This is a genomic window from Sphingomonas gilva (assembly GCF_003515075.1).
GTDB lineage: Bacteria > Pseudomonadota > Alphaproteobacteria > Sphingomonadales > Sphingomonadaceae > Sphingomonas > Sphingomonas gilva.
This window is the reverse complement of the sequence record NZ_QWLV01000002.1, coordinates 791,727-805,995: the sequence shown is the minus strand read 5'-3', so window position 1 is coordinate 805,995 and position 14,269 is coordinate 791,727. Positions and strand designations below refer to the sequence as shown.

Genomic DNA, 14,269 nt, shown 5'->3' with positions numbered 1-14,269 from the left:
CTGCCCGAACCTGATGCCGCCCAGCCGGACCAGGCGACGTTGCCTACGGAATCCGATCAAACGGCGCTGCCCGCGCCGCCGTCGATCTTAGCGATGCTGCAGCCAGCTCCGCCCGCGCCTGTTTCTACGCCTACGCCCGGCGTGCCGCCGTCCGCGGCTGCTGGGTCCCCCCCCGTTCCCGCTCCCATAGCGCCGCCGGTCTCTGTCGTGCCGGCGATCCAGTCGCTCCCCATTCAGCCCGATGCGCCGCGCCTCGTGCGCGCAGCGCCGATGCTGCCCCCCTCGCCGGTTCCCCTCCCCACGGCGGAACCGGCCCCTCCTGCGGACCCCACGCCGCAGGAGGCTCCTTCTTCAACGCCGCCGGTGGAAAGCGCGCTGTCAGGCGTGCTCCCGGCGGCACCCGATCCTCAGCCGGCTCCCGCAGTCGCACCGCAGTCGCGCGCCGCGGGAGTCGACGCGCAGCCGCAGGCGCCGATCGACACCGCCGATCCGCGCTGGATCGCGCGCCTGGCCGACGAGATCGCACGCACCGCCGGCGACGACGGCCGCGCTCGCTTCCGCCTCAATCCCGAAGCGCTGGGATCGATGGAGGTGACCGTGCGCCATACCGCCGAGGGCGTCTCGGTCCGTTTCGAGGTCGAAAGCGAACAGACCCGCGCGCTGATCGCGCATGTCGAGCATCGGCTGCAGGCTGAAGCGCGGGCGAACGGCCTGCGCATCGCCGAGACCCAGGTCGATCTCGCCGGCCAGCACCAGCAGCAGGGCGGCCGTGAACGCCCCGCCGAACAGCCGCTGGTCGCCATCCGCGCCGCCGTCGACACCGATCCCATCCAATCCGGGGGCGAGACTGTCGCCTCCGCCCGTTACGCCTGAGGACCGAAATGAGCGACGAAACCGAAGTTGAAACGCCTGCGCCGAAAAAGAAGGGCAAGAAGAAGCTGTTGCTGATCCTTGGCAGCGCGCTGCTGCTCGCCGGCGGTGCGGCCGGCGGCGGGGTCTATCTGGGCCTGATCGGCAGCCATGCCAGCGCGGCGGACGCCAAGCCGGAGCCCAAGCCTATCGCCTATGTGCCGATCGAAACCAGCTTCACCGCCAATGTGCGCGACAGCGACGCGATCATGCAGCTGTCGATCGGCGTCTCCACCACCGGCGGCGAGGATGCGGCGGCCGCGATCAAGACGCACGAGCTGCCGATCCGATCGGCGGTGCTGATGGAGCTGGCCGAGGCGGAGGGCGATCCGCTGCTCTATAGCGAGGGCAAGAACCAGCTTCGCCGCAAGCTGACCAAGGCGATCAACGGCGTGCTTGCCGAAAAGGCGGGCGAGGCGCGGATCGACGACGTCTATTTCACCAGCTTCCTGATCCAGTGACCGTGGCGGCCGATCTCGATTTCGACGTGCCCGACGTCCGCAGCGTCACGCTGGGCGGGGAGAAGGTGCAGTCGAGCGCCTGGGGCGCGGGCATGGCGCGTATCGGCGAACGCTTCGCCCGGCAATTGCGCGCGCTGATCGATCCGATGATCGACGCCAAGTCGCAGGTCGTGGTCGGCGAGGTCGAGACGCGCCGCTGGGACAGCTGGCGCACCGATCTGCCCGATTTCGCCAGCCTGGGCCTCTATCGCCTGCGCCCGATGAAGGGCGGGATGCTGATCCGCATCGATCCGGGCTTCGTCAGCGGGCTGCTGGAGACCGTCTATGGCGGCCCGGGTCGCGCCTGGAACCGTCCGGTGATGGAGTTCACCCCCGCCGAGGAGAAGCTGCTGGCGAAGCTCCACGACGGCATGGTCGCGGGCCTCGCCGAGGCGTGGAGCGAGGTCGCGCCGCTGCAGCCCGCAGCCGTCGGGCACGAGACCAACCCGGAATTCGCCAATGCCTTCCGCGCCGACGAACAGGTGCTGATCCAGCATTTCACGATCGCCGCGGGCGATATCGCGCCGACCGACATCGCCATCGTCTATTCGCTCGCCGCGATGCGCGCGGTCGAGGCGCAACTGACCGCCAAGGTCCATGACGACGCCGGCCCGTCCGATGAATTGTGGCGGCTGCGCATGGCGACCGCGCTGCAGGAGGTCCGCCTGCCGGTGCGCAGCGTCCTCGCCCGTCCGCAGCTGTCGGTGTCCGAACTGATGGCGCTCAAGCCCGGCGACGTCATCCCGATCACCATTCCCGCCGCGATCCCGCTGCTCGTCGCCAACAAGCGCGTCGCCGCGGGCACGATCGGCGAGAAGAACGGCCTCGCCGCGATCCAGATCACATCCGTCGAAAGAGATCCCAAATGAACGATTTCTCCACCACGCCGCCGATGGCGGACAGCCGCCAGCGCACCGGCCTCGGGCTGCTTTCGGACATCCCGCTGCGCCTGTCGGTCGAGGTCGGCAGCACCTCGCTCCGGCTCGCCGAGCTGCTCGATCTCGCCGAAGGCAGCGTTGTCGAGCTCGACCGCCAGGCGGACGAGCTGCTCGACATCATGGTCAACGGCACGCTGGTCGCGCGCGGCGAGGTGGTGACGGTCAACGGCCGCTACGGCGTGCGCGTGGTCGACGTGGTCGGCGCCGAGGACCGGCTGGCGGGGCTGGAACGCCGCAAATGATGACCGCCTACATCCTGCGCCTCTTGATCCTGCTGCCGCTCGTCGCCGGGCTGGCCTGGGGCGCGCTCTATCTGTGGAAGCGGATGGGCGGCGGCTTCCTGCCGCAGACCCGCGCCAAGCGCCTGCGCGTGGTCGACGCGGTGCCGCTGGGCACCGCGGGCCGCCTCGCGCTGGTCGAGTTCGACGACCGCGCGCTGCTGCTGTCGGTCAGCCGCGCCGGCGTGACGCTGGTGGCGGAGGGCAAGGCGGGCGCGGGCGTGGAGGCGGATGGTGTCCTCTAAGGTCTGTCCTGCTCAGGCTGAATATTTTTCCCGTCGCCCCTGCGAAGGCAGGGGCCTCTGGCGGCAAGAGCGACTTTCGGATGTGCCACAAACCCAGAGGCCCCTGCCTTCGCAGGGGCGACGGGGAATTGTCATGCGTGCGCTGATCCTCCCGCTCGTAGCAATTCTGTTTCTCCTCCTCGCCTCCCCCGCCTTCGCCACGCCGCCGGGCGGGGCGCTCGACCGGGCGGTGAGCACGATCGCCTCGGACGGGCGGCCCTTGTCGCTCTCGTTGCAAATCCTGCTCTTGATGAGCCTGCTGACGGTGCTGCCGTCGCTCGTCCTGATGATGACCAGCTTCACCCGCATCATCATCGTGCTGTCGATCCTGCGCCAGGCGCTGGGCCTCCAGCAGACCCCGCCCAACCAGGTGCTGGTCGGCCTCGCGCTGTTCCTTTCGCTGTTCGTCATGCGCCCGGCGATCGAGCAGATCAGCGCGACCGCCTACACGCCCTATGGCCAGGGGCAGATCAGCATCGAGGAGGCGGTGTCGCGGTCAGGCCAGGTGCTGCACGGCTTCATGGTCCGCCAGACGCGCGAGAGCGACATCAAGCTGTTCGCCGACCTGGCCGAGGCGTCGCCCTTCGCGCGTGCGCAGGATATTCCCTTCACCATCCTGCTGCCGGCCTTCGTCACGTCCGAGCTGAAGACTGCGTTCCAGATCGGCTTTCTGATCTTCCTGCCCTTCCTGATCATCGATCTGGTGGTGGCGGCGACCTTGATGGCCTTGGGCATGATGATGCTTTCGCCCACCATCATATCGATGCCGTTCAAGCTCCTGCTGTTCGTGCTGGTCGACGGCTGGGCGCTGACCATGGGCAGCCTCGCCGCCTCGTTCGGGGGCGGGTAGTGCATCACGACCACTCCGAATTCGTCACCCCGGACTTGTTCCGGGGTCCATCGTGCCAAGAAGCACAGACGGTTGAAATAGTGGCACGATGGATGCCGGAACAAGTCCGGCATGACGGTGGTGTTTTGCGAAGGTCTCGCCGCCGCTGCGGTGCTGGGAAGCTGAGGCCCAACCCATGAACGAAGCCGATTATTTCATCGGCGTGGCGCAGCAGGCCTTGTGGGTGCTGGCGCTCGCCAGCGCGCCGATCCTGATCCCCGCGCTGATCGTCGGCATCGTCATCGGCATGGTCCAGGCGGCGACCTCGATCAACGAGCAGACCTTGTCGTTCGTGCCCAAGCTGGTGATCGTCGCGGTCACGCTCGCGCTGTTCGGCGGCGCGATCCTGATCCTGCTCGCCGATTTCACGCGCGAGATCTTCGCCCGGATACCGGACCTGATGCGGTGATACCCGCCGGGTTCGCCGGGGTCGAGGCGCAGCTGTGGCTGTGGCTGGTGGCGATGATCCGCCCCGGCGCGGCTTTCGTCGCCGCGCCGGTGTTCGGCAACGCCAGCGTGCCCGTCCAGCTTCGCCTGGTCATCGCGCTCGCGCTGGGCATCGCGGCGACCAACGCGGTGCCGATCCCGATGCCGGAAAACGGCCTCGCCAGCATCGCCGGCATCGGCCTGGTCGCGGGCGAGCTGCTCGCGGGCCTCGCGCTCGGCTTCGCGGTGCAGATCGGCTTTTCCGCGGCGATGGTGGCGGGGGAGACGATCGGCAACGCGATGGGCCTGGGCTTCGCCGGGATGGTCGATCCGGCGACGGGCGCGCCGTCCTCGGCGATCAGCCAGTTCCTCTCGCTGCTCGCGACCTTCCTGTTCCTCGCGATCGGCGGGCATCTCGCGCTCGCCGGCATCATCGTCGACAGCTACAAGGCGCTGCCGCCGGGCGGCGGGCTGATGGGAGCCGACGCGCTGGAGGGGCTGGTGCTGTTCGGCGGGCACGTCTTCGCCGCCGGGCTGGTCATCGCGCTGCCGGTTGGCTTCGCGCTGATCCTGGTGCAGATCGTCATGGGGATGCTCGCGCGCTCGGCCCCCAGCCTCAACCTGTTCGCGGTCGGCCTGCCCGCCACCTTGCTCGCCGGACTGGTGCTGATGGCGATCGCGACGCCGGTGATGGGCGACGCGCTGATCGCCTCGCTCACCGCCGGCCTCGAAGCGGCACGCGACTTGCTACGCTAGAGCCATGTCCGAGCAGCCCGATCAGGACCAGAAGACCGAAGCGCCGACGCAGAAGCGCGTGCGCGACGCGCGCGAGAAGGGCGACGTCCTCCAGTCGCGCGACCTGGGGGGCGCGCTGGTCGTGCTTGCGGGGGCGGCGTGGTTCGCCGTGGCGGGCGCCTGGGCGATGGGGGCGCTCGGCGACATGGTGGCCGATGCGCTCAGCTTCGATGCGCGCGATATCGGCGATTTCCAGCCGGGGATGCGGGCGTTGACGCTGATCGTCGCGATCCTGCTGCCGCTCGGCTCACTGCTCGCGCTGACCATGGCCGCGGCGATCCTTGGCCCGGCGCTGCTCGGCTCGCTCGGCTTCCGCTCGGGCGCGATGGCGTTCAAGGCCGACCGGATGAATCCGATCTCGGGCGTCAAGCGGATGTTCGGTCTGCAGGGCGTGATCGAGCTGGGCAAGAGCCTGGCCAAGGTGATCGTGCTCGGCGCGGTCGGCTATCTGGTGATCGAGGCCAACCGGCCGGTGATCTTCGGCCTCGCCCAGGCCGACCCGCGCGAGGCGATCGCCGATATCGGCGCGATCTTCGCGCAGGTGGTGCTGGCGATGGCGGGCGGCCTCGCGGTCATCGCGCTTGCCGACGTGCCGCTGCAATGGCTGCAGCGCGCGCGCAAGCTGCGCATGTCCAAGCAGGAGATCAAGGAGGAGCACAAGCAGACCGAAGGCTCGCCCGAGCTGAAGGCGGCGCTGCGCCGCCGGCAGTACGAGATGGCGCGCACCCAGACGCGCGGCGCCATCGCCGAGTCGACGGTGGTGCTGGTCAACCCAGCGCATTTCGCGGTCGCGCTGCGCTACCGCCCCGGCACCGACGCCGCGCCCGTGGTCGTCGCGCGGGGGAGGGGGGTGCTGGCGCAGGCGATCCGCGATCTTGCGGCGGAGGGCGAGGTGCCGGTGCTGCGCTATCCGCTGCTCGCCCGCGCGATCTATTTCACCGCGCGCGCCGGCGACATCGTCCGCGACGACCTGTTCGTCGCGGTCGCATCGGTGCTTGCCTTCGTGTTCAACCTCGACGCCGCGCTCGCCGCCGGCCGCGCCCAGCCCGACGTCGATGTGCCGGAGGGCGCGCGCTTCGACGAGGATGGCCGGCCGATCGTCTAGGATCGACATTCGGGGGGTGGTTCACGGAGGCGAGGAAGGAAGAATGGTTCACGCGAAGGCGCGAAGGCGCGAAGAAAGAAGAAGGGGTTCGCGCAGAGACGCGGAGGCGCAGAGAGGTGGTTTTGCCGCGTCAGCGGCTCTCATCTTTTCGCAGGATCCCGCTTGCCGCAGCGGAGCGAGGTGACATGCGCTTCGCGCAGGTTTCGGCATCTCTGCGTCTCTGCGCGAACCAATCTTCTTCATTCTTCTTCGCGCCTCCGCGCCTTCGCGTGAACCAATCTCTTCGAACGTCGATACCGGGCGCTTGCGGCACGTCGGGATGGGCCCCTGCCTCAGCCGAAGGCTGAGTTTATCCTGAGCGCCTGCCTTGCAGGCAGTCGAAGGGCAGGGGCGACAGGAATTTTGCCATCGGCGAGATCACTCAAATGGCCGCGAAATTGATTATCCAACCATCACCGATCGCTTAATCCGCGCCCCCTGTCGCCGTTATCCCCCATGGACAGGGGACAGGCACGATGGTTTCGATCACAAACGCGCTGGGCATCGGATCGGGGATCGACATCGCCGCGCTGGTGGCCGATCTCGCCAATGCTTCGCGCGCGCCGCGCGAGGCCGCGATCGCCAGGCGCGAGGCCGCCAACGCCGCGCAGGTCTCCGCGCTCGCCGGGCTGAAAAACGCGCTGGACGGCTTCGCCACCAGCCTCGAGACGCTGTCCACCAGCGGCTCGCTTTCGACCCAGCCGCTGGTGTCGGACAGCGCGGTGCTCGCCGCGACCGCCTCGCGCGGCGCGGCGCTCGACGGATTTTCGGGGCAGGTCGAGGTGGTCCGCCTCGCCACCGCGCAATCGATGGTGTCGGGCGGCTTCGCCGACGCCGGCGCGCCGATCGGTCAGGGCGACCTGACGCTGAGCATCGGCGGCGTCGATCACACGATCGGCATCACCGCGGCCAATGACAGCCTGTCCGGCCTCGCCGCCGCGATCAACGCGGCCGAGAGCGGCGTCACCGCCACCATCCTGCGCGACGGGGGCCTGTCCAAGCTCGTCCTGCGCGGCCCTTCGGGCGCGGCAGGGGCCTTTTCGCTTTCCGGCGGGCCGGCGATGACCCAGGTACAGGCGGCGGGCGACGCCGAACTCACCATCGACGGCGTCGGCATCACCCGCGCGTCGAACCGCATCGACGATCTCTTCGCCGGGGTGACGATCGACCTCAAGAAGACGGGGCAGGCGACGCTCTCGACCGAGCGCCCGACCACCGCGATCAAGCAGGCGGTCTATGATTTCGCCAGCGCCTACAACCAATTGGAGGCGGCGCTGGACGATGCCGGCGCCAGCGGTCTCGAGGGCGAGCCCGGCCCGCTGCGCGGCAGCGCCGCATTGCGCGACATGCGCGCCAAGCTTGCCGCCCTGGTTTCGGCCAGGCTGTCGACCGGGGCCGGCCCCCAGTCGCTGGGCGAGATCGGCGTCAAGACCGGCCGCGACGGCGCGCTCACCGTGGACGCCACGCTGCTCGACGCCGCGATCGCCGCGAACCCCCAGGCGGTCGAGCGCATGTTCAGCCCGGCGATCACGGTCGACAGCCCGCTGGTGCGCGTCACCAGCCTTTCCGGCGCGGTCAAGCCGGGAACCTATGCGCTCAGCAACCTGGTGCCCGCGTCCGGCGGCTCGCCCGCCGGCGGCAGGATCGACGGCGTGGCGGCGAGCGCCGACGGCGCGATCCTCTCGGCCGTCACCGGCGATGCGAAGGGGCTGTCGTTCGAGGTACTGGGCAGCGTCGCTTCCGCCACCGTCACCGTCGACACCGGCCTTGCCGCCGCGATGGCCGCGATCCGCGACCTGCTCACCGCCGAGCAGGGCAGCTTCACCACCGCCAACGACCGCCTTGCCGCCGAGGCCAGGACGCTCGCCGGCGAACGCGAGAAGATGGAGCTGAGCGCCGACGCCTATGAGGCGCGGATCAAGGCCAGCTTCACCGCGATGGAGGCGCGCGTCACCGCGATGAAGGCGACCCAGGCCTATCTGCAGCAGCAGATCGATATCTGGACCGGCGCGGACGATTGATGCGGCCATGTACATCGCCCCCGATCGCCCCGACGCCGCGAGCCTCTACGGCCGGATAGAGCTTGCCGGCCGCGTCGAGAACGCCGACCCGCATGCGCTGGTGATGCTGCTGTTCGACGAGCTCGAAGTGGCGATGCTGCGCGTTCGCCGCGCGGTCGAGCAGGGGCGCGTGGCGACGGCGCTGCCGCGCGCGATGGACATCGTCCAGGCGCTCAGGATGAGCATCGACCATCAGCGCGGCGGCGATCTCGCGGCGTCGCTGTCGGCGGTGTACGAGGAGGCGCTCGCCCATCTGGTGCTGGGGGCGCAGCGGCGCTCGGCCAAGCGGATCGCGCACGCCCAGGCGATGATCCGCGACATCGCCGACGCCTGGCGGCAGATCGGCTGAGGCGCTCAACCGGCCTTGCGCAGGCCGTATTTGTTCATCTTCTCGATCAGCGTCGTGCGCTGGAGCGAGAGAAGCCGGGCGGCGTCGGCCACCACGCCGTTCGCCTGATCGAGCGCGCGGCGGATATGGTCGTGCTCGACCTCCGCGACGATCGATTTGAGATCGACCGGCTCGCTCGCGTGCACGGGCGGCAGCGGCAGCGGCAGCGGAGCGGGCGATGCGGGCGCGATCGGCAGATCGATCGGGGCGGGCGCGGCCACCGGCATCGCCGCATCCAGCGGCGCGGGCGGGCTGATCGCCTCCCACAGCGCCTGCTGCTCGATGCGCCGCCGGGGCAGGCCGCGGTGGACCAGCGCGTCGACCTCCGCCGCGCCGACGGTCTTGCCCGCATGGAGGATGCAGCCGCGCTCGACGAAGTTCCTGAGCTCGCGGACGTTGCCCGGCCAGTGATGCTGCATCATCTGCGCGATCGCCTCCCCGGTCGGGCGGAAGGCGCGCGCGGACGGCGCCAGCGTATCGAGGAAATAGGCGAGCAGCTGGGGCACGTCCTCGATCCGCTCGGCGAGCGAGGGCAGGTGGATCGGGAACACCGCCAGCCGGTAGAACAGATCCTCGCGGAAGCTCTGCTGGCGGATCGCGCTGTCGATGTCGCGGTGGGTCGCCGAGACGATGCGCGTGTCGATCGGGATGGGGTTGCGCGACCCGACGCGGGTGACGGTGCGCTCCTCGAGCACGCGCAGCAGCTTGACCTGCATCACGCCGGGCATGTCGCCGATCTCGTCGAGGAACAGCGTGCCGCCGGAGGTGCTTTCGAAGCGCCCCTTGACCTGCGCCACCGCGCCGGTGAAGGCGCCGCGTTCGTGGCCGAACAGCTCGGATTCGAGCAGGTCGGCTGGCACCGCGCCGCAGTTCATCGCCGAAAAGGCGCGCGCCGAGCGGCGGCTGCGATCATGGATGGCGCGCGCGACCAGTTCCTTGCCGCTGCCCGAAGGGCCGGTGACGAGCACTGTCGCATCGGTCGGCGCGACCATGCCGATCAGCGCGCGGACCTCGCGCATCGCGTCGCTGTCGCCGACAAGCTCGGGGGCGCTCAGACGTTCGGGGACGACTTCGAGGAAGGCGGCGCTCGCCATGTTCAAGCGACGGTCACTGAACGCACGGAACAAACGCGAAAACGATTACGTCCCATTATGCGCGCTGCCTCGAATGTGGGGGAAACGGGATCGCCGCATCATAGCCTGCTGGAAAAACAATGGCTTGAAAACCGCCAATCGGTTCCATTTTGAATTGTCTGACCATTCAATCCGGATCGAATCCGGCCGGTCAGAACGTGTTGCGCCAGAGCGCGGTGAGCCGCTCGATATCGGTCATCGCGCGCGGCGTGGGGTTGAGCAGGGTGCGCCGCTTGTCGCCGGGATCCGGGCGCTTCGATACATAGCCGTCGGCCTCCATCGTTGCGATCCAGCGCAGCGCGGTGGAGGTGGGAACGCCCGATACCGCGACCGCATCGGACACCGCGACCTGGCGTCCCTCGCGGTTCGATACGTAGAGATCGAGCAGGATGGTGAGCGCCGGCCCGTCGAAATAGCCCGCCGGCAGGAAGCGCCGGCGGCCGGTGCGGATGGTCAGCAGCCGCTTGGCATAGTCCAGCGCGTCGGCGGGCGTCGCCTCCGTCGGCGGCGGCGCCTTCGGGACCTTCGGCCCCCCATCGCGCAAGCGCAGGACGTCGAGGAGTTCGCTCAGCGTCTCCTTGATCTCGACGAGATCGGAATCCTCATGGCGCGAGAAGGGCCGGAAATTCATAGGCGGGGCGCGACCTTCATTCGAGCCCGTCAAAAGGATGCGCGCCCCATCGCGCTCCCCGTTCACGGGCGGCATCTACGGTCCCCACCGTCCCGGCGAACCGGGCGGAAGGCAGCCTAACCCCCCGATTTGTCCCTGTCCACAGGTGCATTGCAAGCTTGCTAGCACGCGCTCAACCGGGCACGCTGTCGGCGAAGGAGCAAGGGATGGCGGGCGTTCGGCTGCAGGGCATCGACAAGGCGTTCAGCGAGACGCGCGTGCTGTCCGGCATCGATCTGGACATCGCCGATGGCGAGTTCGTCGTGTTCGTCGGGCCTTCGGGCTGCGGAAAATCGACGTTGCTCAGGATCATCGCCGGGCTGGAGGAACCGACCGCGGGCGACGTGCTGATTGGCGGAGAAAGGGTCAACCACCTGTCGCCCGCCGATCGCGGGATCGCGATGGTGTTCCAGTCCTACGCGCTCTATCCGCAGATGAGCGTCGCGGAGAATATGGGTTTCGCGCTCAAGCTCGCCGGCGTGGCCAAGGCGGAGATCGCGCACGCGGTCGCGGCGGCGGCGGAGACGCTCGGCATCACTCAGCTGCTCGACCGCAAGCCGCGCGCCTTGTCCGGCGGGCAGCGCCAGCGCGTCGCGATCGGCCGGGCGATCGTGCGGCAGCCGCGCGTGTTCCTGTTCGACGAGCCGCTGTCCAACCTGGACGCGAGCCTGCGCGTGCGGATGCGCTACGAATTCGCGCATCTGCACAAGGTTCTGGGCACGACGATGATCTACGTCACGCACGATCAGATCGAGGCGATGACGCTGGCGGACCGGATCGTGGTGCTGAACGGCGGCCGGATCGAGCAGGTGGGCGCGCCGATGCACCTGTACGAACATCCCGCGACCGCGTTCGTCGGCGGGTTCATCGGATCGCCGCGGATGAACATGCTGGGCGGTGCGCTGGTGCGGGCGGACGAATATGCCGCCGAGGTCAAGCTGGCAGGCGGTCAGCAGCTGCGCGTCGCCGTCGATGCGCGCAAGGCGAGCGCCGGCGATCCCGTCACCGTCGGGCTGCGGCCCGAGCATGTTCGCCGTGACGAGCCAGCCAATCGGCTGACCGGCGCGGTCCGTTTCGTCGAGACGCTCGGCGGCAGCGCCTTCGCCTATCTCGATCTCGCCGGACAGGCCGATACGCTGACCTGCCAGATCGAGGGCGCGATCGACCCCGGCGTCGAATCGCTCGAATTGGGCGTGGCGGCCGAACGGCTGTACCTGTTTGCGGAGGATGGCGGCGCCTTCCCGCGCACCGCCGGGAATCCAGACATCGCCGCCGGGAAGATTTCGCTTGCCGGGGTATGAAACCGGTTACATAAATCGGGGCGAAGCGCCCCCAGAGCGTTGATCGCAGAGGATCCGGGGAACCATGGCGACAGGCGGCCGCGCCATCACGATACGCGACGTTGCCCGTGCGGCGGGCGTTTCGGTGGCGTCCGCCTCGCGCGCGCTGAACGGCCACAGCAACGTCGCCGAACCGATGCGCCACCGCGTGACCGAGGCGGCGCGCGCGCTTCACTATGTGCCGCATCTGGGCGCCCGCAGCCTCTCCACCCGGCGGACGGGGGCGATCGGCGTGGTGCTGCCCGATCTATTCGGCGAGTTCTTCTCGGAAATGATCCGCGGCATCGATTCGGCGGCGCATCGCCAGGGACTGCAACTGCTGCTCGCCAACATGCACGGCGACGCGCGCGAGACCGAGACCGCCCTTCGCGCGATGCGGGGGCGGGTCGACGGACTGATCGTCATGTCCCCCACGGTCGGCGCGGATTTCCTCGGGCGGCACCTGCCCGAAGGGATGCCGGCGGTGGTGATCAACGGCGGCGCGGCGGGGCGCAGCTGCATCGTGGTGGACAGCCATGCCGGCGCGCGCGCGGCGGTGGCGCATCTCGTCGAGCGCGGCGCCCGCAAGCTGGCGCATATCGCGGGGCCGACGGACAATGTCGACGCGCAGGAACGCGTGCGCGGCTTCCGCGAAGCGGTGGCCGATCTGCTCGGCGATGCCGATCCGATCGTGTTCCAGGGGGATTTCGCGGATGAATCGGGGCGGTCCGCGGGCATGGCGCTGGCGAGGGAAGCGCACGGCGTCGACGGGGTCTTCGCGGCCAACGACATGATGGCGGTGGGGTGCCTCGATGCGCTCGCCGAATCCGGCATCGACGTGCCGGGCCGGATGATGGTGGTCGGTTTCGACGACGTGCCGATCGCGCGCTATGCCCGGCCGTCGCTCACCACGATGCGCGTGGCGATCGCCGATATCGGCCGCCGCGCCTTCGAACGGCTGCAATCCTCGATCGACGCGCCGGCGTCGGTCTCCGCCCCGACCGAACGGATCGTGCCGGAGCTGATCGTTCGCCAATCCACCGGCGGCGACCGCCAGGGGGGAGCACGGCCCGGACTTGAGCACACACCCTAGCGTTTCGCCCCTGGAGATCGCCATGTTCACCCGCCGCCGCATGATCGGCCGTTCCGCGCTCGGGCTCGCCGGGCTCGCGGCGGCGGGCTGCACACCCGTGACCCGCCCGCCGTCGGCGTCCGACGGCGTGCTGGTCGAAGATCTGCAGCGCCGCACCTTCCAGTTCTTCTGGGACACCACCGACGCCCGCACCGGCCTTGCGCCCGATCGCTGGCCGACCAGGAGCTTCGCCAGCATCGCCGCGATCGGCTTTGCCCTGACCGCCTACGGCGTCGGCGTGTCGCGCGGCTGGGCGACGCGGGCCGAGGCGCGGTCGCGCACGCGCGCGACGCTCGAATTCCTCGCCGCCGCGCCGCAGGGGCCGGCCGCGCGGGGGATGAGCGGGCACAAGGGCTTCTTCTACCATTTCCTCGACATGGAGCAGGGCCGCCGCTTCGACCGGACCGAGCTTTCGACCATCGACACGGCGCTGCTGATGGGCGGCGTGCTGTTCGCGCAGGGCTTCTTCGACGGCGGCGATACCGACGAGAAGCGCATCCGCGCGCTCGCCGATCAGCTCTACACCGCAATCGAATGGACGTGGATCCGCCCCCGCGCGCCGTTCATCTCGATGGGCTGGCATCCGGAGACGGGCTTCATCCCGCATGACTGGGACATCTACAACGAAGCGCTGCTGCTCCACATCCTCGCGCTCGGATCGCCGACGCATGCGGTGGAGCCGGAATATTGGCCGGCGCAGACCGCGCGGTTCGAGCCGAGCTGGGGAACGCACTGGGGCCAGCAGCATCTGCACTTCGCGCCGCTGTTCGGCCACCAGTACAGCCATATGTGGATCGATTTCCGCGGCATCCGGGAGCCGTATATCGCATCCAAGGGCATGGATTATTTCGAGAACAGCAGGCGGGCGACGCTGGCGCAGAAGGCCTATGCCGACGCCAATCCGAAAAAATGGACCGGCTATGGCGGCGATATCTGGGGGCTGACGGCGTGCGACGGGCCGGGCGACTTCACCCTGCCGATCGACGGCGTCGGCCGCGAATTCCACAGCTATTCCGCGCGCGGCCCGGGCGAGCGCGACGACGGCACCATCGCGCCCACCGCCGCCGCCGGATCGATCGCCTTCGCTGCCGAGATCGTCGTCCCCGCGATCGACGCGATGCACGCGCGCTACGGGCGTGGCATCTGGGGCCGGTACGGCTTTTGGGATTCGTTCAACCCGACCCTGACCGAAGCGCCCGAAAAGGGCCTGCAGCACGGCAGGATCGTGCCCGGCATCGGCTGGGTAGACGGCGACTATCTGGGGATCGACCAGGGGCCGATCGTGCTGGGGATAGAGAACTGGAAGACCGGGCTGGTCTGGCAGGTGATGCGCAAGAATCCGCACATTGTGCGCGGGCTGAGGCGCGCCGGCTTCACCGGCGGGTGGCTCGACGCGGCGTGAGC

At 69.2% G+C, this 14,269-nt stretch carries 16 protein-coding genes; 14 read left to right on the top strand and 2 right to left on the bottom strand.

What is annotated here, in order from left to right; genetic code table 11:
* The first annotated feature begins 384 nt into the window (after window positions 1-384).
* The 11 genes from D1610_RS17050 (at window position 385) to D1610_RS08365 (ending at window position 8,572) form a co-directional block, all read left to right on the top strand.
* Entirely contained in the window at window positions 385-873 is a 489-nt protein-coding gene (locus D1610_RS17050) for a flagellar hook-length control protein FliK (RefSeq protein ID WP_182466751.1), read from the top strand.
* An 8-nt stretch (window positions 874-881) separates the two neighbouring features.
* Window positions 882-1,370, top strand: coding sequence for a flagellar basal body-associated FliL family protein (locus tag D1610_RS08410; RefSeq protein ID WP_118863648.1), 489 nt, complete (start codon window positions 882-884; stop codon window positions 1,368-1,370).
* Window positions 1,367-2,278: a flagellar motor switch protein FliM gene (locus tag D1610_RS08405; RefSeq protein ID WP_118863647.1), complete on the top strand. Its 912-nt coding sequence runs from the start codon at window positions 1,367-1,369 to the stop codon at window positions 2,276-2,278. The genes D1610_RS08410 and D1610_RS08405 overlap by 4 nt, the downstream gene beginning before the upstream one ends.
* Window positions 2,275-2,589 (top strand): flagellar motor switch protein FliN, encoded by a 315-nt coding sequence (gene fliN / locus D1610_RS08400; RefSeq protein ID WP_118863646.1) that lies wholly within the window; start codon window positions 2,275-2,277, stop codon window positions 2,587-2,589. The genes D1610_RS08405 and fliN overlap by 4 nt, the downstream gene beginning before the upstream one ends.
* Window positions 2,586-2,870, top strand: coding sequence for a flagellar biosynthetic protein FliO (locus D1610_RS08395; RefSeq protein ID WP_118863645.1), 285 nt, complete (start codon window positions 2,586-2,588; stop codon window positions 2,868-2,870). The genes fliN and D1610_RS08395 overlap by 4 nt, the downstream gene beginning before the upstream one ends.
* A 133-nt stretch (window positions 2,871-3,003) precedes the next feature.
* Entirely contained in the window at window positions 3,004-3,759 is a 756-nt protein-coding gene (fliP, locus tag D1610_RS08390; RefSeq protein WP_118863644.1) for a flagellar type III secretion system pore protein FliP, read from the top strand.
* Window positions 3,760-3,934: 175 nt separating this feature from the next.
* Entirely contained in the window at window positions 3,935-4,207 is a 273-nt protein-coding gene (gene fliQ / locus D1610_RS08385; RefSeq protein ID WP_118863643.1) for a flagellar biosynthesis protein FliQ, read from the top strand.
* A complete protein-coding gene (gene fliR, locus D1610_RS08380) occupies window positions 4,204-4,980 on the top strand; it encodes a flagellar biosynthetic protein FliR (protein WP_118863642.1) in 777 nt (258 codons plus the stop codon). The genes fliQ and fliR overlap by 4 nt, the downstream gene beginning before the upstream one ends.
* A 4-nt stretch (window positions 4,981-4,984) precedes the next feature.
* On the top strand, window positions 4,985-6,124 hold the full coding sequence (locus D1610_RS08375) for an EscU/YscU/HrcU family type III secretion system export apparatus switch protein (RefSeq protein WP_118863641.1): 1,140 nt from the start codon (window positions 4,985-4,987) through the stop codon (window positions 6,122-6,124).
* Between the two features lie 515 nt (window positions 6,125-6,639).
* Window positions 6,640-8,184 carry a flagellar filament capping protein FliD gene (gene fliD / locus D1610_RS08370; protein ID WP_245942044.1) on the top strand — a complete coding sequence of 515 codons (1,545 nt, stop codon included), beginning with the start codon at window positions 6,640-6,642 and terminating at the stop codon, window positions 8,182-8,184.
* Between the two features lie 7 nt (window positions 8,185-8,191).
* The gene (locus D1610_RS08365; RefSeq protein WP_118863640.1) at window positions 8,192-8,572 is read left to right on the top strand and encodes a flagellar export chaperone FliS; all 381 of its coding nucleotides are present in this window, start codon (window positions 8,192-8,194) and stop codon (window positions 8,570-8,572) included.
* A gap of 5 nt (window positions 8,573-8,577) precedes the next feature.
* On the opposite strand, the gene D1610_RS08360 is transcribed toward D1610_RS08365, so the two are convergent.
* Together D1610_RS08360 and D1610_RS08355 are read right to left on the bottom strand one after the other, a co-directional pair.
* Entirely contained in the window at window positions 8,578-9,705 is a 1,128-nt protein-coding gene (locus D1610_RS08360) for a sigma-54 interaction domain-containing protein (RefSeq protein WP_118863639.1), read from the bottom strand.
* 190 nt (window positions 9,706-9,895) lie between these two features.
* Window positions 9,896-10,375 (bottom strand): helix-turn-helix domain-containing protein, encoded by a 480-nt coding sequence (locus D1610_RS08355; protein ID WP_182466750.1) that lies wholly within the window; start codon window positions 10,373-10,375, stop codon window positions 9,896-9,898.
* Window positions 10,376-10,581: 206 nt separating this feature from the next.
* Here D1610_RS08355 and D1610_RS08350 point away from each other — a divergent pair, with 206 nt between their 5' ends.
* The 3 genes from D1610_RS08350 (at window position 10,582) to D1610_RS08340 (ending at window position 14,267) form a co-directional block, all read left to right on the top strand.
* A complete protein-coding gene (locus D1610_RS08350) occupies window positions 10,582-11,715 on the top strand; it encodes an ABC transporter ATP-binding protein (protein WP_118863637.1) in 1,134 nt (377 codons plus the stop codon).
* A 64-nt stretch (window positions 11,716-11,779) separates the two neighbouring features.
* Window positions 11,780-12,826: a LacI family DNA-binding transcriptional regulator gene (locus D1610_RS08345; protein ID WP_118863636.1), complete on the top strand. Its 1,047-nt coding sequence runs from the start codon at window positions 11,780-11,782 to the stop codon at window positions 12,824-12,826.
* A 22-nt stretch (window positions 12,827-12,848) separates the two neighbouring features.
* On the top strand, window positions 12,849-14,267 hold the full coding sequence (locus tag D1610_RS08340; RefSeq protein WP_118863635.1) for a glucoamylase family protein: 1,419 nt from the start codon (window positions 12,849-12,851) through the stop codon (window positions 14,265-14,267).
* Window positions 14,268-14,269: the final 2 nt, after the last annotated feature.

Bases quoted from the DNA above. Each gene is read 5' to 3' on its own strand.
- D1610_RS08410 (WP_118863648.1), top strand. From the start codon at position 882: ATGAGCGACGAAACCGAAGTTGAAACGCCTGCGCCGAAAAAGAAGGGC.
- fliN (WP_118863646.1), top strand. From the start codon at position 2,275: ATGAACGATTTCTCCACCACGCCGCCGATGGCGGACAGCCGCCAGCGC.
- D1610_RS08395 (WP_118863645.1), top strand. From the start codon at position 2,586: ATGATGACCGCCTACATCCTGCGCCTCTTGATCCTGCTGCCGCTCGTC.
- fliP (WP_118863644.1), top strand. From the start codon at position 3,004: ATGCGTGCGCTGATCCTCCCGCTCGTAGCAATTCTGTTTCTCCTCCTC.
- fliQ (WP_118863643.1), top strand. From the start codon at position 3,935: ATGAACGAAGCCGATTATTTCATCGGCGTGGCGCAGCAGGCCTTGTGG.
- D1610_RS08375 (WP_118863641.1), top strand. From the start codon at position 4,985: ATGTCCGAGCAGCCCGATCAGGACCAGAAGACCGAAGCGCCGACGCAG.
- fliD (WP_245942044.1), top strand. From the start codon at position 6,640: ATGGTTTCGATCACAAACGCGCTGGGCATCGGATCGGGGATCGACATC.
- D1610_RS08365 (WP_118863640.1), top strand. From the start codon at position 8,192: ATGTACATCGCCCCCGATCGCCCCGACGCCGCGAGCCTCTACGGCCGG.
- D1610_RS08360 (WP_118863639.1), bottom strand. From the start codon at position 9,705: ATGGCGAGCGCCGCCTTCCTCGAAGTCGTCCCCGAACGTCTGAGCGCC.
- D1610_RS08355 (WP_182466750.1), bottom strand. From the start codon at position 10,375: ATGAATTTCCGGCCCTTCTCGCGCCATGAGGATTCCGATCTCGTCGAG.
- D1610_RS08350 (WP_118863637.1), top strand. From the start codon at position 10,582: ATGGCGGGCGTTCGGCTGCAGGGCATCGACAAGGCGTTCAGCGAGACG.
- D1610_RS08345 (WP_118863636.1), top strand. From the start codon at position 11,780: ATGGCGACAGGCGGCCGCGCCATCACGATACGCGACGTTGCCCGTGCG.
- D1610_RS08340 (WP_118863635.1), top strand. From the start codon at position 12,849: ATGTTCACCCGCCGCCGCATGATCGGCCGTTCCGCGCTCGGGCTCGCC.